The organism is Streptomyces rishiriensis, assembly GCF_030815485.1.
GTDB classification, from domain to species: domain Bacteria; phylum Actinomycetota; class Actinomycetes; order Streptomycetales; family Streptomycetaceae; genus Streptomyces; species Streptomyces rishiriensis_A.
Genome location: NZ_JAUSWV010000002.1, coordinates 7982730 through 8005974, shown reverse-complemented (window position 1 = coordinate 8005974; position 23245 = coordinate 7982730). Strand labels below are relative to the sequence as shown.

Annotated in this window: 20 protein-coding genes and 2 pseudogenes; 8 read left to right on the top strand and 14 right to left on the bottom strand. The window is 70.2% G+C overall.

Going from position 1 to position 23245, the window contains the following annotated elements; genetic code table 11:
• Positions 1–77 precede the first annotated feature (77 nt).
• The 3 genes from QF030_RS37745 to QF030_RS37735 all read left to right on the top strand — a co-directional run bounded on the left by QF030_RS37745 (position 78) and on the right by QF030_RS37735 (position 1936).
• A complete protein-coding gene (locus QF030_RS37745; protein WP_307167061.1) occupies positions 78–521 on the top strand; it encodes a VOC family protein in 444 nt (147 codons plus the stop codon).
• Between the two features lie 139 nt (positions 522–660).
• On the top strand, positions 661–1467 hold the full coding sequence (locus QF030_RS37740) for an MBL fold metallo-hydrolase (protein ID WP_307167060.1): 807 nt from the start codon (positions 661–663) through the stop codon (positions 1465–1467).
• Between the two features lie 214 nt (positions 1468–1681).
• Positions 1682–1936, top strand: a complete 255-nt coding sequence (locus QF030_RS37735) for a hypothetical protein (protein ID WP_307167059.1) — start codon at positions 1682–1684, stop codon at positions 1934–1936.
• A gap of 219 nt (positions 1937–2155) precedes the next feature.
• Here the strand turns inward: QF030_RS37735 and QF030_RS37730 are convergent, their stop codons facing one another.
• The 6 genes from QF030_RS37730 to QF030_RS37705 all read right to left on the bottom strand — a co-directional run bounded on the left by QF030_RS37730 (position 2156) and on the right by QF030_RS37705 (position 7328).
• Positions 2156–2707 carry a CGNR zinc finger domain-containing protein gene (locus QF030_RS37730; protein ID WP_307167058.1) on the bottom strand — a complete coding sequence of 184 codons (552 nt, stop codon included), beginning with the start codon at positions 2705–2707 and terminating at the stop codon, positions 2156–2158.
• A 106-nt stretch (positions 2708–2813) separates the two neighbouring features.
• A complete protein-coding gene (locus tag QF030_RS37725) occupies positions 2814–3395 on the bottom strand; it encodes a TetR/AcrR family transcriptional regulator (RefSeq protein ID WP_307167057.1) in 582 nt (193 codons plus the stop codon).
• Between the two features lie 50 nt (positions 3396–3445).
• Positions 3446–4729, bottom strand: a complete 1284-nt coding sequence (locus QF030_RS37720) for an MFS transporter (protein ID WP_307167056.1) — start codon at positions 4727–4729, stop codon at positions 3446–3448.
• Between the two features lie 521 nt (positions 4730–5250).
• Positions 5251–5871 (bottom strand): TetR/AcrR family transcriptional regulator, encoded by a 621-nt coding sequence (locus QF030_RS37715; RefSeq protein ID WP_307167055.1) that lies wholly within the window; start codon positions 5869–5871, stop codon positions 5251–5253.
• A gap of 244 nt (positions 5872–6115) precedes the next feature.
• Positions 6116–6538, bottom strand: a complete 423-nt coding sequence (locus QF030_RS37710; protein WP_307167054.1) for a hypothetical protein — start codon at positions 6536–6538, stop codon at positions 6116–6118.
• Between the two features lie 340 nt (positions 6539–6878).
• Complete coding sequence (locus tag QF030_RS37705; RefSeq protein ID WP_307167053.1) at positions 6879–7328, bottom strand: nuclear transport factor 2 family protein; 450 nt, start codon at positions 7326–7328, stop codon at positions 6879–6881.
• A gap of 543 nt (positions 7329–7871) precedes the next feature.
• On the opposite strand from QF030_RS37705, the gene uppS reads away from it, so the two are divergent.
• Both uppS and QF030_RS37695 read left to right on the top strand, forming a co-directional pair.
• Positions 7872–8648, top strand: coding sequence for a polyprenyl diphosphate synthase (gene uppS, locus QF030_RS37700; protein ID WP_307167832.1), 777 nt, complete (start codon positions 7872–7874; stop codon positions 8646–8648).
• Between the two features lie 98 nt (positions 8649–8746).
• Entirely contained in the window at positions 8747–10156 is a 1410-nt protein-coding gene (locus tag QF030_RS37695) for an oxygenase MpaB family protein (RefSeq protein ID WP_307167831.1), read from the top strand.
• 1 nt (position 10157) lies between these two features.
• On the opposite strand, the pseudogene QF030_RS37690 reads toward QF030_RS37695, so the two are convergent.
• The 4 genes and pseudogenes from QF030_RS37690 to QF030_RS37675 form a co-directional block, all read right to left on the bottom strand.
• Positions 10158–10259 (bottom strand): annotated as a pseudogene (locus QF030_RS37690) (transposase family protein); the annotation flags it as partial.
• A 132-nt stretch (positions 10260–10391) separates the two neighbouring features.
• Complete coding sequence (locus tag QF030_RS37685; protein ID WP_307167052.1) at positions 10392–10820, bottom strand: VOC family protein; 429 nt, start codon at positions 10818–10820, stop codon at positions 10392–10394.
• A gap of 264 nt (positions 10821–11084) precedes the next feature.
• Positions 11085–11457 (bottom strand): annotated as a pseudogene (locus tag QF030_RS37680) (PPOX class F420-dependent oxidoreductase).
• Positions 11458–11632: 175 nt separating this feature from the next.
• On the bottom strand, positions 11633–12871 hold the full coding sequence (locus QF030_RS37675) for a hypothetical protein (RefSeq protein ID WP_307167051.1): 1239 nt from the start codon (positions 12869–12871) through the stop codon (positions 11633–11635).
• A 505-nt stretch (positions 12872–13376) separates the two neighbouring features.
• Here QF030_RS37675 and QF030_RS37670 point away from each other — a divergent pair.
• A complete protein-coding gene (locus QF030_RS37670; RefSeq protein ID WP_307167050.1) occupies positions 13377–14027 on the top strand; it encodes a hypothetical protein in 651 nt (216 codons plus the stop codon).
• Between the two features lie 213 nt (positions 14028–14240).
• On the opposite strand, the gene QF030_RS37665 is transcribed toward QF030_RS37670, so the two are convergent.
• The 3 genes from QF030_RS37665 to QF030_RS37655 are packed head-to-tail and all read right to left on the bottom strand — an operon-like array spanning position 14241 to position 20061.
• Positions 14241–17183 carry a hypothetical protein gene (locus QF030_RS37665; protein WP_307167049.1) on the bottom strand — a complete coding sequence of 981 codons (2943 nt, stop codon included), beginning with the start codon at positions 17181–17183 and terminating at the stop codon, positions 14241–14243.
• Positions 17184–17185: 2 nt separating this feature from the next.
• The gene (locus tag QF030_RS37660) at positions 17186–19033 is read right to left on the bottom strand and encodes an HSP90 family protein (protein ID WP_307167047.1); all 1848 of its coding nucleotides are present in this window, start codon (positions 19031–19033) and stop codon (positions 17186–17188) included.
• Between the two features lie 47 nt (positions 19034–19080).
• The gene (locus tag QF030_RS37655) at positions 19081–20061 is read right to left on the bottom strand and encodes a hypothetical protein (protein WP_307167046.1); all 981 of its coding nucleotides are present in this window, start codon (positions 20059–20061) and stop codon (positions 19081–19083) included.
• 278 nt (positions 20062–20339) lie between these two features.
• On the opposite strand from QF030_RS37655, the gene QF030_RS37650 reads away from it, so the two are divergent.
• Positions 20340–20786, top strand: a complete 447-nt coding sequence (locus QF030_RS37650; protein WP_307167045.1) for an SRPBCC domain-containing protein — start codon at positions 20340–20342, stop codon at positions 20784–20786.
• Complete coding sequence (locus QF030_RS37645) at positions 20783–21151, top strand: ArsR/SmtB family transcription factor (protein WP_307167044.1); 369 nt, start codon at positions 20783–20785, stop codon at positions 21149–21151. The genes QF030_RS37650 and QF030_RS37645 overlap by 4 nt, the downstream gene beginning before the upstream one ends.
• A 472-nt stretch (positions 21152–21623) precedes the next feature.
• On the opposite strand, the gene QF030_RS37640 is transcribed toward QF030_RS37645, so the two are convergent.
• Positions 21624–22976, bottom strand: coding sequence for a phosphatase PAP2 family protein (locus QF030_RS37640; protein ID WP_307167042.1), 1353 nt, complete (start codon positions 22974–22976; stop codon positions 21624–21626).
• Positions 22977–23245 lie beyond the last annotated feature (269 nt).

Sequence of the window (23245 nt, the reverse complement as noted above, 5' to 3'; positions counted from 1 at the left end):
CTCGGTGCCAAGCTCGTCACCACTTCAACAGGTGACGCGCCCGGAGCGGCACCCCCGGCCAGGAAAGCGAAAGCACGATGGACCTGAAGCTCGAAGTTGTGGTGCTGCCCGTTTCCGACGTCGATCGGGCCAAGGCGTTCTACGAGGCGCTGGGCTTCCGCCTGGACGTCGACCACATCGCCGACGACAGCTACCGGGTGGTACACCTGACCCCTCCCGGCTCGCAGAGCTCGATCCTCTTCGGCACCGGTGTCACCACGGCCGCCCCGGGATCGGTGCAAGGTCTGCATCTCATCGTGGAGGACATCGAGGAAGCCCACGCCGACCTCGCCGCCCGCGGCATCGACATCAGCGAGGTCTTCCACGACGCGGGCGGGGTCTTCCACCGCGGCACACGGGAGGGCCGGGTCAGCGGTCCGCACCCGACGCGCGCCAGCTACGGCTCGTTCGCCGCGTTCAGCGACCCGGACGGCAACGGGTGGGTGCTCCAGGAAGTGACGACGCGCCTTCCCGGACGCTGACGGCGAGCGATCTCGCAAGCGAGGACCGGGCCGCGCTCGGAGGCGGTGCTCCCACCCCGCGATCGCCGGACACGCTCGCGGAAGTTCGCCCCCTGCATCTCTTGGACCTTACGACCACGATCGTCGGACGGAGTCGACAATGGCGACCAGCGAACTCCCTCGTCAGGAATGTGCAGCCACGGTCCTGGGCGGCCCGACAGCCGTCATCGACATGGGCGGACTGCGGATCGTCAGCGATCCCACCTTCGACGAGGCGGGCCCGCACGGGTATCTCACCAAGACGAGAGGACCGGCCCGGACCGAGGACGCCGTCGGCTCGGTGGATCTCGTGCTGGTCAGCCACGACCTGCATCCAGACAACCTCGACGAGCGGGGCCGCGCGTTCGCGAAGGCCTCGCCGCTGATCCTGACCGGGCCGCTCACCGCGGCGCGGCTCGGCTCACCGGCGGTCGGCCTCGCCCCTTGGGACAGTCACTCAGTGGCACGCGGGGACGGCGAGGGCGACCTCTCCGTGCTCGCGGTGCCGGCGGTGCACGGTCCCGAGGACGGCGACCGTGACGCCGACGGTCATGTCAACTGTGAGGTCACCGGTTTCGTGCTGTCCGGTCGGGGACTTCCGACGGTGTACGTCAGCGGTGACAACGCTTCGCTGCGCGTCGTGGCGGAGATCTCCCGGCGCGTCCCGGACGTCACCGCCGCGCTGCTGAACGCGGGAGCGGCACGGGTGCCGACGAAGTTCGACGGGCGCCCGCTCTCCCTCGACAGTCGGCGGGCGGCGGCGGCAGCAGCCGTCCTCCGTGCGGACGTCGTGGTACCGGCTCACTACGACGGCTGGGCTCACTTCTCCGAGGGGGGCGCCGATCTGGAGCTCGCCTTCCACGAAGCGGGCCTCTCGTCACTGCTGCGCACTGCGGCACACGGCTCTTGGGTGGACCTGCGTCCCTGACGGCCGCGGGTCGCCGGAGCACCTTGTCCGCGACGCCGCCGAACTCACCGCGCTCACCTACCGCCTTACCGCCCACGGCCTGGTCCTGGAGATTGTCATCGCCCGGCTCCAGAGGACCGCAAGGCCGCTGCTCCCGCACCTGCCGACGGCCCGCGTTCGTAGGCGCGTCCACGGAAGTAACCGTCTTGGCAGGTTACTTTACTCCAGGAGGCGCATGCTGACGCTGTCCGAGCAGCAGGACGGCTCACGTCCCGCCACCACCAAGGGGAGGTTCACCATGAACAGCGACACCACCGACATCGCGGCAGCCGCACGTCACGCACAGTTCGGCAAGCTGCCCGAGCGCGTCCGGCCCGAGGACATGGTCGAGGAGAGAACGCACCGGCCGGGCAGCGGGATCATCGACGCGTACGACCCCGAGAGCGCGTGGCAGAACTTCTCCTGCGTCGCCCTGGACCTGGGACTCTGAGGGCACCGGCAGAGAAGGCCAGCAGCCAAGCGCGGTACGGCCGCACACCGGCGTGTCACGCAGCCAGGCGGCCGCGGCCTTTGCGCATCCTGCTCACCGGCTCGCCGAGTCCGGCTCCGCTCGGCAGGGCCAGGTGGTCGTCGGCGGCTGCGTCCCCGCCGAGACGGCGACCGCCTCGCCACGAGCGCCAGGGAAGCACCGGGGTCGGCGCGGCAGGACTCAGGCCGTTGCGCTGTGCCGGCGGGACCGGTAGGCGGCGGCCTTGACCCGGTTGCCGCAGGTCTTCATGGAGCACCATTCCCGCCGAGGGCCGCGCGAGCGGTCGAGGTACACCTGGGTGCACTCGGGACGGGTGCACTCGCGCAGCAGCGCGCCCTCCACTCCTCCGAGGACCTCCACGGTCTCCCGGGCGAGGACCACGAGTCCCTGGGCAACGGAACCTGTACGGCGCCGCGTGCCGTCGGCGCCGAGCTCCACCCGTACCGGCAGGCCGGCCGCCTGCCGGTTCAGCTCGGCGAGCGCTCCCGCAGGCAGAGGTCCGCCGGCCAGATGCGACGCGACCACCGCATAGATGGCCTCCCGCAGAACCAGGGCGGTCGCGAGGTCGGCCTCGGCGGCGCCGGGGGCCTCGTCCACCATGCCGGACTCCACGAACCAGTCGTCGAGCGAATCGGGGCGTGAGAGCATTTCCGTCGGCGCCTCGTTGCGGCGTGCGCGCAGCGTTCCGACGAAGTCGAGGAAGAGCGTCCCACAAGGAAATGCATGATGCACGTCACCATTCTGACCGGTGACATGCGGAAACGCAAAATCCCCAGGCCGAACGGCATCACCTGGAAACCGGGCGTCAGCCGCCACACACCCGACCCGCCGCAGCCGCCTAAGCCGCGAGTGGTGCCGCGTCGAGCAGCACGGCCGCGGCTGCTCGCGCGGTGGTGGCGGCCGAGGGATCGTGGTCCATCCGAGCGGCCTGTTGGGCACCGTCGTAGAGCAGGTGCAGCCGACGGGCCAGTTCCCCGGGATCGGCGTACCCGGACTGGGCGGCCAGTTCGGTGAACAGACCGCGCACCCAGGTGCGGTATTGATCCGCGGCGCGGCTGATCCGGCTGTCCGCGGGAACCTCGGCGGTGGCGCGCACGAACGGGCAACCGTTGTACCGGGGATCAGTGAACATCTCTCCCTGCGCGTCGAAGACCCCGAGCAGCTGCTCGCGCGGGGTCCTGAAGCGGGTCAGGACGCGGGTGATCCGCTCCCTGATCCGCGCGTCACGACGGTCCAGATAGGCGGTGATCAGCCCTTCCTTGCTGCCGAAGGTGTTGTAGAGGGATGCTTTGGCGACGCCGGCCTGCTCGATGACGCGGTCGATGCCGACGGTCTGTACACCCTCGCTGTAGAAGAGCTCGTTCGCCGCGTCCAGCAGACGCTCACGTGCCGACGACTTCTTCGCCGCTGCGGTCGCCATGTCACTCACCCTTTCAGACAGATCTGTTCAGCTTATTCCCGTCGGCTTCCTCAGCCACTCGTCCGCCCGGTCCGGCGGCCCCCGAGCAGCAGACCGGCCAGGGCCGCGACGGCCAGCACGATGAGGGCGATGCCGTACTCATCGGCGGTCCGTACCAGTCCACCGCCGTGCACGACCAGCACACCCGCGATCACCGCGGGCAGACCGAAGCCCAGGTAGCACACGACGTACAGAAGGGACAGCACACCCGACCGCTCGTGGGGCTCGACGTTCGGCATCACCATGCGGATGCCTCCCTGGAACCCGCTGCCGAAACCGAAGCCGGAGATCGCGCCGCCCACGAAGAACCCCGTCGCGGAGAGGGAGCCGCCGGTGCCCGAGGTGATGGACACCAAGGTGATCACCACACCGGCGATCAGGCTCCCGGCGCCGAGCAGCATGACGGTGCGTGTCGGGGTCCGGCGCAGCGCCACGACGGCCAGGCTCGCGGAAGCGGCGAGCACGAACAGGGAGAGTCCGCCCCATACGACGGAGGTGGAGTCCACCAGGGTCCGGGTGATGGCCGGGCCGAGGGCGCCGTACAGACCGGCCAGCGCCCATACCGCGAACAGCACGGGAGCGGCGATGGCCACCGAACCGCGCGCGGACCTGGGCAGTCGGAACTCCGGGGACAGGCTGGCCAGCGCGCCTGGCTTGCGCCTCACGGTCTCACGCAGGGCGAGCACGCCCACCGCCTGCAGGGCGAGCACCCCGAGCAGAAGGAGGTAGACGAGGTGGGTGGGAGCCGGCAGGTACTGCACGACCAGGGCGGAGACCAGGGCGCCGGCGGCCGTGCCGATCGTGGGGGCGAGGGAGTTCAGGAAGCTCCCTCTCCGCGGGTCGATGTCGAGCATTCCCGCGCCGAGTGCGCCGACCGCCGCACCGGTGCTCACGCCTTGCAGGACGCGGGCGGCCAGCAGGGCGGCCACTCCGTCGGCGAGGTCGAACACCACCATCGCCACGGCCTGCCCGAGGAGAGCCGCCAACAGGACCGGCCGTCGGCCCACATGGTCGGAGATCTTGCCGAGGACGAGGAGGGAGACCAGCACAGCCACCGCGTAGACGCCGAAGACGACGGTGGTGGTGATCGGAGAGAAGCCCCAGTGCTGCTGGTAGACGGCGTAGAGAGGGGTCGGGGTGCTGGAGGCGGCCAGCAGCGACACGAGGATCGAGGCGAGCAGGCCGATGGAAGCGGCGGGGCCGAGGGCCGGGCGGCGCGTGGTGGCGTGTGCCGCGGCGCGCCTGACCGGGTCGGCCTCGGCGGCGACCGGATGAGCGGTGGACACGGACCTCATGAGGCACTCTCCAGGACTGGACGGCAGTGCCTCCCTCAACACTAGACAGATCTGTCTGATTCCGGCTCGGGGACTGTGAGGTGCGTCGCGTCGCCCGCGCCGGCCCGACACGTACGGCGCTGTCGGCACTGGCGGCTGCGGTGACGCCTGTACTGCGGCGATGTCCGTGAGCGGCGACCGGCCCCGACCCGGTCCTCCTGACCTGGCGCAGGATCACTGAGTCAGGGGACGGTCGGGCCGCCCGGGCATGCCGGGGGGGACGGCGAAGGGGCACGCGGCAGTCGCCGACCGGGTGGGATCATGTACTCGCGCCCGTAGGCGCTGGACCACCTTCAGGGGGCGCGACATCGAACCCGTCACCATCGGCATCGAGGGCGTCAAGCTCGCATGACGCCGTCATGGGCCGGCCTCCCGAAGGACTCACCCCTCGACCTCCGAGAAGGCCGAGGGGTGAGCGTCAAGGCCCGTGAGCCGGCGCATGTCCTACACCCGCACTTCGCAGGCGACGCGGTGCGGCCCGGTCAGACAGCGGCCACGCCCGATTCGGGGGCGCGCGCTCCCAGGAGAGCGAGGCAGTTCGGCCAAAGGGCATCGAGCGGGGCGGTGTCGTTGTAGAGCTTCGCGAACAGCACCTGCCCCTCCAACTGCGCGACGACGGAACGGGCGGCGTCACGCACGTCGGTGACCGTCACGTCACCACGCTCCACGGCGGCCGAGATCACGTCTTCGACCATGCCGACCTGGGCGTCGAAGATCTCCTGCAGGCGCTGACGGATGGGCTCCGTCTGATTGCTCAGCTCCAGCGTGAGGTTGCCGAACATGCACCCGGACACGGTTCCGCAGGTCGCCTGGCCGGCGCGCTGAGCGGCCGCGGTGTCCTCGAAGAGCTGCCGGAGCCGCAGCATGGGCTCCTGGTCGCCCCGCAGAGCACGCTCCCAGTCGCGTCGCTGAGCCGCCCACTGCTCATCGAGCACGGTCAGCGCCAGGGCCTCCTTGGACTCGAAGAAGTAGTAGAAGCTGCCCTTGGGTACACCGGCCGTCTTGCAGATCTCCGCCACGCCCAGCGCCGAGTATCCCCGCAGTTCCATGAGGGACTGCGCGGCATGGAGAATCTTGCTCCTGGCATCGCTCGTCCGTCCCATGGGGTGCAGTATACGACCATTCGACTACCTGAGAAGCAAACCGGTCGTCTATCGCAGCATCTCGTCGACGACATCGGCCTGCTACCCGTGGGCGCGAACGGCGTCGAGGCGTTCTACCGAAATTGTGGACGCTGCCCACGAACGCCGCTCCAACGCGGTCACCAGCACACGCCGGCAGGCTGGCCTTCGCTGCGGCGACGCCCAGACGCCCAGCAGTGCGAGCGGCGAGCGCTGCGACGACTGGTCAGGCAGAGACGAAAGCCTCCTCCGGGGCTTCGTCAAGGACGAATCCGTTGTCGAGCCTGACGCGGACCGTGACGCGAAGCATCCGTCGCTGGAAGGCGGCCCACTGCTCTGCCAAGGCCCCCACCTGCTCCTCCAGTTGCTTTCTGCTCTCCGGCGGCATCTGGTGGCCGAAGTCGTCGAGGAGCGACTTGAGGCGCAGGTACTCACGGACCTCGTGGCTCTGCTGCCGGTGATGCTCGTCCACACGCTCGACAGTGCCCTCGATGCCTGCTGCCAGAGCCACAGAGGCGGCGAAGGCACCCGTCTGCTCCGGGGGCTCCTCGGCCGGGGTCACCGACCCGGCCAACCGGAGGTCCGCCGCCAGCCGCACCCGTTGGCCCACCTTCAGCGTCATCGATCCTTCGTCTTCCTCGTCGGTCACCGGCATTTCCGTGCACGTGGCAATGCCAGGCGTACCGGACTGGAAGGATCATCCCACCCTCGCCGACCATCGCCTGCACACCGCGCGACGGGCGAAGAGGAGCCCTAGATGGTCTGTCGGCCCCGGCAAGAGGGGTGGGGCCTGTTCCTTGACGTGTACGTGAGCGAGTCACATCTGTCGTCATGGCTTCGACGGTAGGAAATCTGTCATTTCCGGGCAGTCGTCCACTTCATGCCCCACCCGTAAGCCAGATCAACGCAGACTTGTCGTCCGCCATGAGGCGACTGTGGTGGTCGCAGTCCTCAACGAGTGGCTGTGACCAACGGATTTACAGTCGGTTTCAGTCTGTCGGCACGGACCCGGCGCAGGCATCCACGATGGCCTGAGTGTCCCAGTAGAAGGGACGGACCTCGGTGATCTGCCCGTCCTTGATCGTGATCGTTTGCAGGATCGGGAAGCGGAGTTCACGGCCGGTCGCACGAGCGCGAGCACGGACCTGAGTGAGCACGACCGCAGTCTCACCGGTGGCAAGAAACTCCTGCGCCACCATGTCGAACGTCTCCCAGACCTGTCCCATCGTGAGGAAGAACTGCGTCATTCCGTTGTGCCCACGCCAAGTACCTCCATAGGGCAGAGCATCCGCCTGATGCAGCTCGACATTCGACGCGAAGAAGGGGGCGAGGAGGTCGAACGAAGACTCGCCAGGACCTCCGGCCGCCAGGTACTCGGCCTCAGCCGCATACATACCGGTGAGGACTGTCACTGAGTCTGTAGTGGATGACATCGTCATGGCGCCAGCATGATCAGTGCAGGCACATACTGCTCGCGGAAATCAGACTTCGTTGCGCGACAGGGTCAGTGAGCTTTTTCAGAGTGGCCACTGATCGAGTGATGGCTGTGCTGAAGCACGCTAGTTGTCCCATAGGCGGGCTTGCTGTCGCGTGCCCGAGGCTGCATGCGTGGGACTCCGGACCGCGGGCGTCAGGGAGTTACTTCGCCGCCTTTGTCTTTTCGTCCGCTCGTTCGTTGAGGGCCGCCTAGGAGTGAATCTGGGCGAATCACCTCATGGCCTCGTGCAGGTCAGGCCAGTCTGCTGGGTGTTCATCTGGGTGGTGCTCGAGACGGGGAGCGGTTCTGGGCCAGTACGGAATCCAGGCCGGCAACTCGTCCACGGGCGTCTTCGTTCCTTGGGCCCCGCCGGGCCCCCGCGTGTTCGCGACGCAGTGGGTCGAGCGGCGGTGGTCCGTTGACGGGATGCCCAGCGGCGTTTGCGAGCCGGAGACGCATCGGGCCGTGACAACCACGAGGAGCACGGGTGACGGTTGACCGGACCTTGGGTGCTCCTACCGTTCCGCCGCCTGCCGACAGTCCCGTCAGCCAAGGTCGGCAGGCACGGGTACCGCGGCATGTCGCTTGTGTGATGGACGGCAACGGACGGTGGGCGGCCCAGCGGTCGCTCCCGCGTACGTCGGGTCATCGGGCGGCGGAAGCGACGGTGATCGACGTCATCGAGGCGGCGCGCTCGGCCGGGGTGGAGTGGCTGAGTCTGTACGCGTTCTCCACCGAGAACTGGCAGCGCCCCGGTGACGAGGTCGATTTCCTCATGCACCTGGTGCGCCGGGTCGTACGCAAGCACGCCCCGCTGCTGCACGCACGGGGTATCCGCTGCCGGTTCCTCGGCGTAGCCGATTCCAGGGTTCCGGCGGGGCTGGCCCAGGACTTCGAGGACCTGATGACCCTGACGGGCAAGAACCGCGGTATGACGCTGACGGTGGCGTTCGATCACGGCGGGCGCGGGGACATCGTGGAAGCGGCGCGCTCTCTGATTCGCAGCGGGATGCCGGCTGATGCGGTGAACGAGCACAACTTCGCCGCGCATCTGCCTTTCCCCGACACGCCGGATGTTGACCTCGTCATCCGGACCTCGGGTGAACAGCGGATCTCCAATTTCATGCTCTGGCAGGTCGCCTACGCCGAATGGATCTTTCCGCCGGTGCTCTGGCCCGACTTCCGCGCGACGCACTTCGCTCACTGCCTGCACACCTACCAGCAACGCGATCGTCGCTTCGGCGGCGTAGCACCGAACGCGAACGGAGCGTCACACCCGTGACCGACACAGCCAGCGCCCGTCCCGAGGACACTGCCTCCGGTGCCACCGATCGTGACGCGAACCGCAAGCAGCCCGTCTCGGAGGGGCCTTCGGATCCACTGTTCGGCCCAGGCTCGCAGTTCAATGAGTTCTTCAACGATCCCCGCTGGGCCCTGGCCATGGTCCGGGCGACCGTGCTGGAGGCCGCCCACCCGCAGATCGGTGCCGCCCTGATCGAGAATTCGACGTTCGTGGCCCATCCGTGGCGACGGCTGCGCAACACCTTCCTGAGCATGCAGCGCATGTTCGGCGCCGACGACCACACACGGCAGAGGGAGGCTGCGCGGCTCAACCGCCTGCACGCCCGGCTGGCCGGCACCGACGCAAAGGACCGGCCCTACGACGCGATGGACCCCGAGGCCCGTGCCTGGGTCGTCGCCACGCTGTTCGAAAGCGCCGTCACCATGTGCCGGCTCAGCGGCCAGCCCCTCGAACAGGCCACCATGGAAAAGCTGTACGCCGAATTCCAGGCGCTCCTCGCAGTGATGGGCGACCGAGCCGGCCACCTCCCCGGGACGCTGCAGGAATTCTGGGGATACTTCGACCACATGGTCGAAGAGGAACTGGAGAACACCGAGGCGCTGCGCATCATCCTCTACAAGCTCTTCGACCACCTCCCGGCCCCGCCGGTGCTGGACGGTCTGCCCACCGTATGGGCGGCTGGCCGGGCTCTCGCCGGACCCGTCATCGGCGCCATCACTGTGGCGTCACTTCCCGAACCCTTCCGTCGACGGGCCGGACTGCCGGAGATCCCCGGCGCTCAGACGCTCGCGCAAAGCGCCTACCTGGCCATCGGCCTGGCACGCTTCCTGCCCGACGGGTGGATCCAGGCCGAAGGACTCGCCGGCCTGATCACCCTCTCCCCCCACAGCGACGATCCCCGCGCCAGAACCGTCACAGCAGTACGCGACAGCATGAAACGAGCCAGCGCCCTGCTCAGACTCATCACGCCCCTTCCCGAGCAGCCCGCACCTGCCCAGACGACCATGGCGCAGCGCAGTGCGGAGGAGTTCTTCCGTGCCGTGCTCGACCAGACGGGTGACGGTTACGTGGAGTGGCCCGACCTCGCCGCCATGGCCCGGGAACTGTGCGGCCGCCTGGACCTGGACGAACCGCAGGAGACCAAGCTCTACAACGCCTACGCCGACTGGTGGCGGGAACTGCAGACAGCCCTCGACCTCGATGGTGACGGCCGCATCAGCAAGGAGGAATACGCCGCGGGTGTCCCCTCTCTCGCCGGCCCCGCCCTCATCAGGGTCGCCGAGGTCCTCTTCGAAGCCACCGACACCGACGGCAACCAGTCCATCGACGCCGACGAGTACCGAGCCCTGTTCCGGACAGGATTCCGACGCGACACGACCGGAACCGACGAAACGTACTCCCGCAGCGCGTTCATCAAGGACTTCCTCTCCTTCATGTCAGGCCGCCTGCGCTCCACCCCCTACGAGCCGCTGCTCAGCGAGGCATGAACGCTGCGGCGGACACCGAAACCCCGAACAGCGGCGCGAGGAGCCGCATCGTGAGGTTCGTCCGGTAGTGGACAGTCACCCTCAGCACCCCGGTCGGCAAGGGGTATCCAGCTCCGCTCGCCATCGCGCTGTTCGCCGAGCGGCTCACCCCGCCGGCCCAGACGTTCCGCCCGGGCCGGCGAGTGGGAGTGCCACTCGGCGAGGAGAGCTCGGCCGACTGCCGCCGAACGGTCCGCTAGGGGCGAGCGTAGGGCCGGGTCATGATCTCCATGTTGTGGCCGTCCGGGTCCTCGAAGTACGCGCCACGGCCGCCGAAAAGACGGTTGATCCGGCCGGGTTCGGCGTGGCTGGGGTCGGCGTAGTAGGTGACGCCGACCGCCTCCAGACGGGCGATCATGGCGTCGAACTGGGCGTCGGGCACCAGGAACGCGTAGTGCTGCGACTGGATCGGCTCGTCCCGCTTCTCGTAGTAGTCGAGCGTCACGCCGTTGCCGAGGTCGACGGGCAGGAACGGCCCGAACGGGGCCCCGACCTCCAGCCCCAGGATCACGGCGAGGAACTCGGCCGACAGGTGCCGGTCCCTGGCGTAGACGGCGGTGTGGTTCAGCTGGACAGAGGTCGCGGACAGCTCGGATTCGTGCGGGTACGGCTGGTCGTATGTCATCAGAGGTGTGTCTCCGGGTCTTCGGATCCGCTGGGACGGGGCGCCGCACAAGGGCGCCGGAGCAAAGACGCGGAGAAAAGGGCGGGCCTCTTGCCCGCCTCGCGCTCACGCCGAGGCCGGGACCCTCACTCGTGCATGGCACATGGCCGACCCGGCAGTCACCCGATCGACCCTAGTGGCCGGTTGCGGGCCGCTGCAACGTCGTTGTCGCCGCAGCGATCTTCCTCTTCAGTGCCGCAGCTGGAGTGATCCCGGCGAAACGCGCTAGCCGGCCTCGAGCCCCCAGCTGTGGATCCGCCTGGGGTGGATGCGGATCACCCTCTTCGCTGAAGTGCGGACCCAACTCGTGCGGTCCGACGAGGAGTTCGGCCTCACCTCGGATGTCCACACCGCGCACCGTCCAGGGCTTGAGACTCACGACGTCATCCACGACGAGCGCGACCTTCGGGTTCTTGCGAAGATTGCGCCACTTCTTCGTCTGCCCCATCGCGAACCCCCCGATCAGGATCGTGCCGTCCTCCTGCAGGAAGAACCCCACGGGATTGGCCTGCGGCTGCCCCGACGGATCAACCGTCGCCAAGCGCCCCAACCGCTGTGCCACGAGGTACGCGCGTTCGGTCGCGCTCCATTCGCTCATGTCAGTAGCCAAACACGCTTCCGGCCCGGGCACATCGGATCACCGACCTAGGTCCGGGGACCGAGTTCGAGTGCGGGCGGGGTCGGGCCAGGTCCGGGAGCGGGGGGCATCACCTTGCGGGCAGGCGACCGGCCGTCCGGAACCGGACCACGTCGGCAGGCGGCGCACGTTGTGCTCACGGGATGTGGAACTCCTTCGCGTCCGGGTACGTCACGTCGGTGCAGCCGCGCCGCTTGGTGATGTCGTCGACGTAGGCGTGGAACAGGGACTTCATCCGTTGGGAGCCGAGGATGCCGTCGTAGGTGTAGCTGGAACTGAGTGTGTGCAGGGCGGGCTTGCCGTCACAGACGGAGGAGGCCCACCAGGCTCCGCTTGCGTGCCCGGCCGTACCGGCCTTGATGATCGCGTCCTCGGCGCCGATGACCTCGTACCCCACCGTGCCGGCTTCCGGGCCGAAGTAGGAGGCGGTGCGCAGCCACCAGGGCGAGTGGGTGAGCGCAGTGCGTGCGTAGTCGCGGTCGTGGTCGTCGAGGCCGTCGGCGATCCGGTCCACCTGGTCGGGGCTGACAGCCAGGAGGCAGCCTTCGAGGGGGTTCGCCTTCCGGACGGGTACCTCGAGGACGCGGTCGGGCAGCCGGTCCTGTCCCTGCCGCGTGAGGTGTCCGGCGAACCAGCGGCAGGAGCCGTCCGCCGTCTTGGCGGGGCGGAGAGCGGTCGGCACGGAAGCAAGCTGTTCGCTTGGCAGGGCGGCCAGCCTGGACTTGCAGCCGATCCGGTCGGCCGCCTTCTCGGCGGCGGAGCGGGCGATGCGGGCGAGGCGGTCACGGTCCGCTGCGGAGACGTCGTCGTAGTCGGCGCGGGCGGTGACGTTCAACAGCTTCGGGGCCGTCGCACGGCTGCCCGCACCGCACTCGGCACGCACGGTCGTGTACCAGTTCCCGTACCGGCCCAGGGTGCCGTCGCCCACCGGCCACGCTTCGGGACGCCGGTCGGCGACCGCCGTGACATCGCTGTCCCCACTGCCCTCGCTGCCCGCGCTGTCGTCGAACGGCTCGAGCCCGCTGTCGTCACCGATCCAGTTCAACGGCTGGGAGGCGTCGCTGTGCCGCACCACCAACGTGAACAGGCTCTTGGTCCGGCCGGAACCCGGCACCTTGTAGACGATGCAGGAACTGTGCAGTTCACTCGCGTCGATCCGGTACTCGTCGTAGTCGCTGACCTCCGCCCGGACCATCCCGCCCTGCAGGTCCATCACCGCGGCCCCCGACACGAGCCCGTCACACGCCGCGCTGATGTCGCGCTCGCTGGACGCGCGGTCCCGGATGTCATCGGCGGTCAGCCAGCCCGCGTACAGGCTCAGCCCGATGCCACCCCATGCCGTCCACCGCCACAGCCCGATCAACCCCGAGCGCATTGCGCACTCCCCCTTGTGAACCCGTACGGCGCGAACGGCACCGCGCCGGACACCGAGGGTAGAGGGCCGCCGCCGGGCAAGTCGCAGGCGGGGGCCCGGTCGGCAGGGGACGACCTCGGCCCGTGCGACCCAGCCGCCCACCTCACGGGACCGGGGTCACCTTCCAGTGACTTCGGTGTGGCGAGGGGGCGGCAGGCGCTCACCCGCCGCTCAGGTTCGAGGACTGCCGAAGCCTGGGCGGGGGTTTTCCTGTACGCACGAGCCCATCGGGACGGTGTCCTCGCCGGCTCCGGCTCAGCCTCCAACGGGCCGTCCCGGGTGCCGGGATGTGTGCAGCGGCATGCTGGAAGAGAACCTTGCGCTCCGCTTGTCCGTACTATCTCTCCATCAGTGTTCTGCACCGGGGCCCGTGACTGCGTGCCCGGCAGGCATCACCCCGCCCGGACGGCGGGTACGGCAGGTCCCGTCAACTGCCGCCTCACACCGAGGAAAGGTCGTGCGTCTCATGTCCGAGAACTCTTCCACCACCGAACTCACCTCGCAGTACACCGCTCAGGTGACCGCCGACCTGGAACGCAACGCCAAGGAGCAGGAGCGTGTCGGCGCGGAGATCGCCGCCCTGCAAGAGCAACTGGCGGCCCTCCAGCGCAATCACACCGTGCTCGTCAGCATTCAGCAGGCCATCGCCTCGGCACCGGCACCGGCACCCGACGAGACGGCCAAGCCGTCGGCCACCGCAGCGGTGCCCGCCCCGCGCAAGAAGGCCGCCACGTCGCGCGCGAGCAAGCAGGCACAGTCCAAGAAGGCTGCCTCCCGGCCCTCCCGCCCGGCCGGGAAGGCGGCCGACAGCAAGCCCGCGGGCAAGGCCGAACCCGCGCAGACGGCGCAGCCGACACTGGTGGACCTGGTCCGCCGCCACCTCGCCGAGCAGCGCGAACCCCGTTCGGCTGCGGAGATCGCCACCGCTCTCGGCCAGGTCCACCCCGAACGCAACGTCAAGACCACCGTGGTGCGCACGACCCTCGAAGGCCTCGTCGCCAAGGGTCAGGCGCAGCGCTCCAAGCAGGGTGCGTCCGTCTTCTACGCCGTCTCCGACTCATCCCCGTCCGCTCCGGCCGCACAAGCCGCCGAGCAGCCCGCTCCAGCCGACGCATGACACCCGCCGAGGCATGTCGGAAGGCCGTCTGCGGCTCCGGTGAGGCCCGTGCTCAACCCCTCATCAGTGGTCCGTCGGTCCAGGATGATGTGCCGGCGGCTGCGCAGGCCGTAGGGACGCTGCGCCCGATCCAGCGGCTGTCCGTCGTCGATGGCCCGCGGGAGTGGGTGGGGTGCGGTGCCGGGGCGGGCTCGTCGCCCCGGCACCGCCGCGTCACTCCTCGCCTCGGAGCCGGGCCGCCAGCGAGATCAGCAGCTCGGTCTCTTCGGTGTGGCCCGAGGCGGTCAGGTGGGAGACCGCCGCGTCGACGCGGCTGAGGGCGGGGCCGACGCGTTCGAGGTAGATGCCCTCCACGGCACCTGCGAGGCGGACGCACTCGGCCCATTCGCCGGCGCGGTCGTCGTCCCTTCCCGGCTCGCCGAGGAGGGCGAGAGCCTTCTCCAGGGCGGCCAGGGCGGTCTCGTACTCGCCGGCGTGGGCGTTGACCCGTCCGTGTTCGTAGGCCAGAGCGGAGTCCAGCGAGCGGCCGCGGGCCTCGTGTTCGGCGGCGCGGGCCTCGTCGGCGATCCGGCCGGCGTCGGCGAGGTAGGCGAGGGCGTCGGCCAGGCCGTCGGAACCCTGCTGCTGAGCCTGGAGCCGGGCGAGTTCGCGCAGGCAGTTGCTGACCTGCTCGTAGCTCGGGGCCTTGGCGTGGGCGGCGAGTGCCTGGTCGGCGGCCGCGCGGGCGCGGCCGAAGTCGCCGGACTCGCCGAGGAGGACAGCCGTCTCCGCGGCGATCATGGCGTGGCTTCCCGGGTCGTCGTCCCAGCCGGCCGACTCGGCGGCGAGAGCGACGAACTCCGCCGTGGCGGCCTTGAGGTCCTCTCCGGCGCGCAGCGCACGGGCGCGGGTCAGGCGCAGCTGAGCGAGGAGCCGGTCGTCGATCTCTCCGGCGGCGACGTCCGGTTCGGCCAGCAGGGAGTCGAGCAGCGCGATGCAGTCCTCGACGCGGCCCATGTCGAGGCTGAGCCGAGCGGCGTTGCTGTAGGCGCAGAAGGCGTCTGTCCGGCTGCCTCGGCGCATTTCGAGCTCCGCGGAGCGCGTCAGATGCCGCAGGGCCTCGTCGGGGCGGCCCAGGTGCAGGCAGGTCTCGGCCAGGTCTGCGTGCAGGCGGGTGGTGTCGAGCGCGTCGGCCGGCCAGTCGGCGGCCAGTCGCAGGCCTTCGGTCAGGTCCGCGTGAGCGGCCGACGGGTCCTGGAGAAGGAGGCGGAGCCGGCCGCGCAGTCCGAGCGTGCGGGGCAGGTGCCAGGCGGGGCCGTGCGCCTTCAGCCGGTCGAGGAGGGCGTCGAGCTCGGTGACCGCGGCGGGCAGGTCGCGGGAAAGGGCGTACGTGCTGGCCCGCAGCATCCGGGCACCGGAGATCTGCCAATCGAGGTCGTGCCGGGTGGCGAACGCCTGCAGCAGGTCCACCTCGGCGAGCACCGGCGCGACGTGCTCCTCGCTCCCCGACGTCTGGAGGCGCAGGCCGAGCGCGGTCGCCCGCAGCCGCAGCAGGCGGGCCTCCTGATACGGCTCGAGGCCGGGCGTGTCCTCGTGCAGTCGGACCGTGGACGCGTGGACTGCGGTCAGGGCCTCGACCTTCGCCTCGGCTCCGTCGGCGCTCTGCTCGAGGGCCTCGACAGCAGGGAACAGGGCGCAGGCGCGGGCGAGCGCCGCCTGTCCGGGCAGTCCGGCGTCGTCGTACAGGGCCGCGGCCTCCTCGTGGAGGGCGGCGGCGTCGGCGAACTCGTCCTTCTCGCCCGCCCGGCTCGCCTCCTCGGACAGCAGGTCCGCGCGCAGTTGTACGAGCGGGCCCACGGCCGGATCGTCGGGGTGGGTGTAGTCGCGGGCGACGACGAGGGTGCGCAGCCGCGCCCAGCAGGCCTGTGCGTCCGGGTGCCCCTCCTCGTCCAACGCCCTGGCGCGCAGGATGAGTTCGGTCAGCGAGTCGGGGACGGCGGCGGCCGCACGGGCGGCGGGCACGGGATCCGGCGCCGCGATCGCGTCGTCGAGGCTGCGGCTGCGCAGGGTCAGTTCCAGCGCGTCCAGGAGCGGGGCGCGGTCGAGGCGGGCCCTGCGGCGGTCGGTGTGGGCCGTGGTTCCGTTGCGCGTGTCGAAGCGGGCGGCGAGCTCGTCGGCGCGGCCGCGTACCTCGGCGCGCAGGCCGGCCACCGTCCAGGTGCGGCCGGCGTATCCGGCGGCGGGCAGGTCGCCGTGGCCGAGGACCTCGACACGCTGGAGGAGAACCTCCACCCCGGTGAGGAAGCCGAGCAGGTCCAGCGGCGAGTCGACCTCGTCGAACAGGCTCCGGTTCTCGGCGAGCAGTTCCAGACCGCGCGCCTCGTTGCCGGTGAGCGCGCAGAACTCCAGGTGGCGACCGACTTCCTGGGACATCGAGGGGTTGCGGCGGCAGCTGCGGTAGCCGGCGAGGTGCAGTTCGCGGGCCCGGTCGGTGCTGCCGGTGCGCAGCAGGGGCAGCAGCGAGTGCGAGACGGAGCGGGCCGGTTCCTCCTGGCACGATTCCTTTCCGGCCAGCACGGGTTCCCAGGTGCGCAGTGCCCGCTCGTCGTCGCCCGCGGCCAGGTGGTACAGGGCGCGCTCGCAGATCTCGCAGGCCTCGCAGTCGCTGAGCCGGGTACGGGTGCGGCTCGCCCACAACTCGTAGGCGAGGGCCGTGTCCTCGCCTACGTGGTTGGCCAGCTGGTAGGCCTGGCCGTAGTAGGGCTGGAGGCCCAGGCCCGCCTTCTCGTAGCGGTCGCGCATCTCCGTCAGCCACTGACGCAGGCTCGCCAGCGGTATCTCGGGCAGCGCGCGCAGGGCGGCGGCCACCCACTTGAACCGCCAGAACAGCAGGTGGCGCAGGCGCTCGTCGAAGACGTCGGGCTGCTCGTCGAAGAGAGTCAGCAGACGGGCGAAGACAACGGGCGACTTCCTGGGTTCGGAGCCGTAGGTGTACGCCTCCTGGAGTTCGAAGAGCGCGTGGACGAGGGGGACCGGCTCCTCGAACTGCTCGGCGGTTTCGACGAGTTCCTCTGCGGTGACCGTCCGGGTACGGCCGTAGGGGCGCCGGTCGTTCTCCTGGAGCGCCTGGTACAGCTCGTCCGTGTTCTGGGGATGGGGTGCGGGTGCGGTCGGCATCGTCAGCTGTCCTTGCGGAGGGCGTGGGCGAGCAGGTCGAGGAAGGAGCGGTTGATGAGGCTCGATTCGGCGGGCCTCAGCGGGCGGCGGGACAGCATCGCGGCCTGGCCGTACAGCGCTTCGACGCTGGTGCGGGCCAGCTCCGGCTCGTCGATGGTGACGGCGGTGCGGACCAGCGGGTTGAGCTGGTTGAGGATCAGCTGGGCGCGGGGCGCCTCCTGGCGGAGGGCGCCGAGGATGTCGCCCCACAGGCCGCCCTCCTGCTCGCGGGCGAGCTGGGAGCGGGTGCGTTCGTGCCGGGCCTCGCGGCTGTCGACGAGGAGGGCGGGGGCGGAGGCGGGCTGGAAGGTGCGCAGCGCGACGTCGCAGTCGAAGACGGCGAGGGCGTCGCGGGCCAGGGCGAGGTAGGCGGCGGCGGCGAGCTCCGTCTCCCGGTCGACGGGGTCGAGGTGGGCGGTGAGGGTCGCCGGGTCGAGGTCGGCGACGGCGGCCTCGGGCCTGATCTCCGGCAGCCGGTGGACCAGTTCGCGGTCGTAGGTGTAGCCGCCGTTGACGACGCCGAGTCCGGCGGCCGAGGCGATCGCCGCGACCTGCCGGAACTCCTCCACGCTCGACGTCACGAGCACGGTGCGGTGGGTGCGCGCGAACTCGTCGAGGGTGGTGTGCCCGTCGGTGGTTTCGAACGGCAGCCAGGGCAGCAGCATGCGCAGGATCTCGTCGTCGTGCACCGCGAGCGACTTGACGGCCAGGTGGTGGGCCTGGAGGAAGCGGGCGAGCAGGTCCGGATCGCTGGCGGCGGCCCGGGCGATCCACGCGCGCAGCCGCTCGGCGAGGGCCTCACGGACGGCGGCGAGCGTGTCGTCCTCGTAGAGGGACTCCCGCGAGGCCGTCGGGCGCAGGCTCTCCGCGTCGACGACGCAGCGGACGAAGAAGGCCCACTCGGGCAGGATCTCCTCGGCCTGCTCGGACAGCAGCATTCCCTTGACGTGCACGCGGTGGCCGTGGCGGCGCCCGGCCGGCACCGCCTCGGGCAGCACGCACGCGATGCCCTTCAGGCCCACGGCCGGCAGGTCCAGCTCGATGGTGTCCAACGGCGTGAACCCGAAGACGTCCGCTCCGTACGCGGCCAGCGCGCGGGAACGGGTTCCCGGCGTGGGATACGTACGGGCCCAGGGGGCGGGCTCGGGGTTGACGGGCGCCCCCGGGCCGCCCGTGCCGTCGTCGAAGGTCACCGGGTGGCGCAGCAGGGAGCCGAAGTGCCGGGCCAGCGCGTGCACCTGTGCCGGGCGGGTCCACTCGCCCGCGTCGGCGCGCGGCGTCAGCGTGACCGTGGTGCCGGGCCGGGTGCGGGCGGAGGCGGGCAGCGTGCGGACGGTGTAGCTGCCGTCGCCGCGTCCTCGCCACTCCACGGCGGGAGCGTCGGGGGTACGGGCGGAGCGGCTCAGGACGTGGATCTCGTCGGCGACCAGGAAACAGGAGAGCAGCCCGATGCCGAACTGGCCGATGTAGTCGCCGCGTTGTTCGGCGATGCCTTCCGCGCGCTTGCTGCTGCGGCCGATCGTGGCGAGGAAGGTGTGCACGTCGGCCTCGGTGAGACCGACGCCGTCGTCCTCGACGCGGACCGCCGAACCGTCGGCGTACAGGCGGACGCCGAAGGCGTCGGCGGGTGCGGCCGGATCGAGGCCGTGCCGGGCGGTCAGCGCGTCCACCGCGTTCTGGAGGAGTTCGCGGAGGTAGACGCGCGGGCTGGAGTAGAGGTGGTGGGAGAGGAGATCGACGAGGCCGCGCAGGTCCACCTGGAAGGTGCGGTCGGCGCCGGCCGGGCTCACGGGGGTGTGGGGCAGAGTCATCGGGCAGTCCGGGGTGAGGTGATCGGTATCGGGCGGGCGGGGCGGAGTCAGGCGCGGCGCCGGAAGCGGGCGTACGCCTTCTCCGGCTGTGCCATGTACTTCCAGGGCCACGGCGTGTAGGCGCCGCCCAGCTCGTGGAAGACGCGCGGGGCCACGATGCCTTCGGTGGACAGGGCGAGGGCCATGGCGAAGATGTTGAAGTCCTCCTGCCAGCCCGGGCGCCGCTCGTAGGCCGGGTGCAGGATGCTGCGCCCGGCCGCCTGCCTCAGCTCCTCCTGGGTCCGGGGTGTGTCGAGATGGTTCTGGTGGTCCGACTCCACCCACTCCTCGATGTGGGCCATGGCGATCACGCAGCCGAGGCGGTGCCCGTCGGGCGCGTCGGCGAAGGCTTTGCGGGCGAACGCCAGGGCCTGGCCCGGCTCGCCGCTCAAGCGGGGCTGCAGGTGCGACACCCACTCGATGTGGGTCTCCAGGTCGAGTGGGTCGCGGCGCAGGGCGGCGTCGAGCCGGGCCTCGTTGACGGCGGGGCCCAGCGACATGCCGCGGCCGGAGGTGAGGAGGCGACGCCACGGCGTCACCCAGTCCGGCCGCAGCTCGGCGGCTTCGAGCAGCTGTTCCTCGGCGATGCCGAGCCGCTCGTGGAAGATGCGCCACTGCTCCCGGGTGACGTCCACGGCACGCGCCGAGGTGCGCGCCTCCCAGCCCCAGATGATGTGGCGAGCGCCGGATATCAGCAGGGCGGTCGCCCGGTGCTCCTTGTCCTCCTCGACGGCCCGCCCGATCCAGTCCTGCACGCCGTTCACGTCGGCCAGCTCGCCGAGGACCTGGTGGTCGCGGCCGAGGTCGAAGGGGGACAGCGCCACTTTGACCGCCTCCCAGTCGCCCGCCTCGGCGGCTTCGACCAGGGCGAGCACCCGCGCGTCCCCGAGCGCGCGGAGCGTGTACATGCCGTTGTGTCTGCGCGGGACGGGAAGGGCGTGCGGATCCGCCGGTCTCTCCCCGCCCCTGCCGAACAGCTTGCCGAACATGCCGCGCCCTCCCCTGGTCCCGCGTGATCTTCTGGGGCAGCATAAACGGCCCCACCGACACCACTTCCACAGGGTTTTCACGCGCACTTCACGGGCCTGCCCCCGCCTCGCCGCTTCCCCCGCGTGACGCCCAAGGGGCCCGGGAGCCCTCGGGAAGCGGTCGGTCGAAGCGACGCCCCGACGCGCAACCTTCCGGTTGCACCACCGTGATGGATGTGCAACCCTGGAGTTGCATCAGTCGATGACGGAGTATGACCCGGACGATGAAGGAGCCCCTCATGAGCGAGGACCGGATCGAACGCGAAACCCTGATCGCGGCACCCATGGAGCGGGTCTGGTCGCTGGTGGCCCAGCCCGGTTTCTGGGTGGCCGACAAGGCGAGCCTGCCCGGCACCGTGGCGAGGGAGGGCGAGTCGATGGTGGCGAAGAACCCGGAGCACGGCGACTTCCCGGTGCGCGTGGAGAAGGTCGAGCCGCCGACGTACCTGGCGTACCGCTGGACCAGCGCGTTCCCCGGAGAGGAACTGCGCGAGGACAACAGCACCCTCGTGGAGTTCACGCTGACCCGGGAAGGCGACGGGACGCGGCTGCGCGTCGTCGAGAGCGGGTTCGCGGCGCTGGCCGGGTCCCAGGAGCTTCGCAGCGGGAACCTCAAGGACCACAGCCAAGGTTGGCCCCTGGAGCTCGACGCGCTCAAGAAGCGCGCCGAACAGCCTTCCACGTGAGCGAAGAACGTCCCGTCGCCGCCGAGGTCGTCGACAGCGTCCTCGGCGCGCTGGCCGACCCGACGCGACGCCAGTTGCTCGATCTGCTGGCCGCGCAGGGTGAGGCCACCGCCACGACACTCGCCGGACGACTGCCCGTGTCGCGGCAGGCGGTGGTCAAGCATCTCGCCGTCCTGGACGCCGCCGGGCTGGTCACCGGCGGCCGGGTCGGACGGGAGGTCCGGTACGCGGTGCGGCCCGCGGCGCTGGACACGACGGCGCGGTGGATGGCCTCCCTCGCGGCCGACTGGGACCGGCGGCTGGCGAACATCAAACGCGTCGCCGAGGCGGCGGAACAGGATCCGGGTGCGGCACCCCCCGACTGAGGGGAAGCGCGTCATGCCGGTCGCCGCGGTGCTCGCGGTGGAGCGCGGGGACCGCGGCGGCCGTCTGCGCGGAAATCAACGGACCGACGACGACCCGCCCGCCGGCCGCCCCGACGACGGCGGGGACGAGCGCGACGACGTGCCCTCGGTCGGCGTCTTCGAAGGCGGTGCACGGCGGCGGCTCGGGGCCGGGCGTGCCCGTCGCCGGTGGCGTCCGAGGCGTGCTCATACGGCCTTTTGCCGACCCGCCCCCGCGCGGGCGGAGATCCTGGGGCCGGCGAGTACGGCTCCCGCTCGAGCCGTCCGGCGGACCGGTGCACCCATATACCGGGTTCGCGAAAGGCGGTGCCGACGGGCCGGGATCAGCAACACCCCGGTGTGCGCGGCGATGTGCAGCGGGCTGCGCCGGACATCTGCGCCCCGGCCGGCCCCACCCGAGCGGCGCTCGGCCCCTGACCCGGCACAGCCGGATTCAGATGAGTTCGGGCTGCGGTTCCGGTTGCCGCGCCGGTGCGGTGTGCGGTTCCCACCGTGCGGTGGTCCGTACGTAGCCGTAGACCACGGAGGTCATCGCCACCAGGAGAAGCGGTCCCGACGCCCACGCATGCTCGGCCATCTCCAGCGGCAGGTAGCGATAGGACAGCAGAAGCGCGACGAAGACAGCCGTGCCGTAGGCGACCAGCCGCATTCCCGATCGGTCCCAGCCTCGGTCGAACGAGCGCAGAGCCGCCTCGATCGTGACCGCGAACACCACGCCGGCGATGAGGTCCACGCCGTAGTGGTAACCGAATCCCAGCGTTGCGGTCAGCGTGGCGATCAGCCAGAACGTGCCGGCGAATCGCAGGATCCGCGGAGCCTTGCGGGAGTGGATGAAGATCGCGGTGGCCCACGCCGTGTGCAGGCTGGGCATGCAGTTGCGCGGCGTGATCTCGTCGAACGGCATGGGGTGCGGGACAGCGATCGGCGACGTCGTGACCGGCCACAGGTCGCCCACCGCCCACTGCTCGCTGGGCGCCGCCGTCGGGGCCCACAGGCTGATCGAGGCCCAGTGCTCGACGCCGGTGCCGTAGGCGAAGACCGGTCCGACCACGGGGAAGATCATGTAGATGGCGGGCCCGAGGAGGCCGATCACCAGAAAGGTGCGCACCAGGTGGTGCCTCGGGAAACGGCGCTCGACCGCCACGTTCCGGAGCTGGTACAGCGCGACGATCACCGCGGCCACCGCGAGCTGGCCGTAGACGACGTCGAGGAAGTTGAAGCCGATGGAGCCGGTGGCGGTGACGATCCGGCCGGCCAGCCAGGACGGTGCGCCGAGCGCGTGGTCGGCGGTGGCCAGGTACTGGTCGAGCACCATGGGGCGGGTCTTCGAGGTGATGATCAGCCAGATGTCGCCGGTCTTCCGGCCGGCCACGAGCAACAGGCCCAGTCCGACGCCCTTCAGCAGCAGGACACGTTCCGCGCCGGTGCGGCGGGTGAAAGCGATGACCCCATAACCGAGCATGACCCACAGCGCGCCGTTGCCGAATGGATGGCCTTCGGTCACCTTGACGTCGAGCACCCAGCGGGCCAACGAGAAAAGGGCGTCCGTACCGAGCGCGGCGCCGACCGCGATGAAACGCTGCCGCCAGGTGAGCACCACCGTCATCAACGCCAGACCGGCGTACAGCAGAGACCCGGATTTGGGAGCGTGAATCAGCTCCCCCACCTGGTTGCTGATCGGCCCCGGCAGGCCACAGCGGCGCGCCGCGATCTCCAGCGCGACGAGGAACGCGAGGGCGATCACACTCGCCGCGGCCCACAGTATCGTCCGGGAACGAGGTGCCACGAAATGTACAGTTCTGCCTTTTATTCGCGAAAACGCCCGCAATGCTATGGGTATCAATTGCTTGACCAATTTGCTCGATGTGAATAAAAAGGTTGCTTGTCACGCCGAATGGCATGTTTTATCTGGCGAAGGACGAGTATGGGGGGCGTTCATCGCGAGTTTCGTAACATGTTAACGGAGCGGTGCGGGTGGGTTCCGCCGAAATGTGCGACAGCGAGCGGACAGCTCACGCCGACACACTTCTCAGCGGGTGGACAGCTCACGCCGCC

Excerpts from the sequence above, each read along its gene's own strand:
- QF030_RS37745 (WP_307167061.1), top strand. The coding sequence starts at position 78 with ATGGACCTGAAGCTCGAAGTTGTGGTGCTGCCCGTTTCCGACGTCGAT.
- QF030_RS37740 (WP_307167060.1), top strand. The coding sequence starts at position 661 with ATGGCGACCAGCGAACTCCCTCGTCAGGAATGTGCAGCCACGGTCCTG.
- QF030_RS37735 (WP_307167059.1), top strand. The coding sequence starts at position 1,682 with ATGCTGACGCTGTCCGAGCAGCAGGACGGCTCACGTCCCGCCACCACC.
- QF030_RS37725 (WP_307167057.1), bottom strand. The coding sequence starts at position 3,395 with ATGGCGACCGCAGCGGCGAAGAAGTCGTCGGCACGTGAGCGTCTGCTG.
- QF030_RS37720 (WP_307167056.1), bottom strand. The coding sequence starts at position 4,729 with ATGAGGTCCGTGTCCACCGCTCATCCGGTCGCCGCCGAGGCCGACCCG.
- QF030_RS37715 (WP_307167055.1), bottom strand. The coding sequence starts at position 5,871 with ATGGGACGGACGAGCGATGCCAGGAGCAAGATTCTCCATGCCGCGCAG.
- QF030_RS37705 (WP_307167053.1), bottom strand. The coding sequence starts at position 7,328 with ATGACGATGTCATCCACTACAGACTCAGTGACAGTCCTCACCGGTATG.
- QF030_RS37685 (WP_307167052.1), bottom strand. The coding sequence starts at position 10,820 with ATGACATACGACCAGCCGTACCCGCACGAATCCGAGCTGTCCGCGACC.
- QF030_RS37675 (WP_307167051.1), bottom strand. The coding sequence starts at position 12,871 with ATGCGCTCGGGGTTGATCGGGCTGTGGCGGTGGACGGCATGGGGTGGC.
- QF030_RS37670 (WP_307167050.1), top strand. The coding sequence starts at position 13,377 with ATGTCCGAGAACTCTTCCACCACCGAACTCACCTCGCAGTACACCGCT.
- QF030_RS37665 (WP_307167049.1), bottom strand. The coding sequence starts at position 17,183 with ATGCCGACCGCACCCGCACCCCATCCCCAGAACACGGACGAGCTGTAC.
- QF030_RS37660 (WP_307167047.1), bottom strand. The coding sequence starts at position 19,033 with ATGACTCTGCCCCACACCCCCGTGAGCCCGGCCGGCGCCGACCGCACC.
- QF030_RS37655 (WP_307167046.1), bottom strand. The coding sequence starts at position 20,061 with ATGTTCGGCAAGCTGTTCGGCAGGGGCGGGGAGAGACCGGCGGATCCG.
- QF030_RS37650 (WP_307167045.1), top strand. The coding sequence starts at position 20,340 with ATGAGCGAGGACCGGATCGAACGCGAAACCCTGATCGCGGCACCCATG.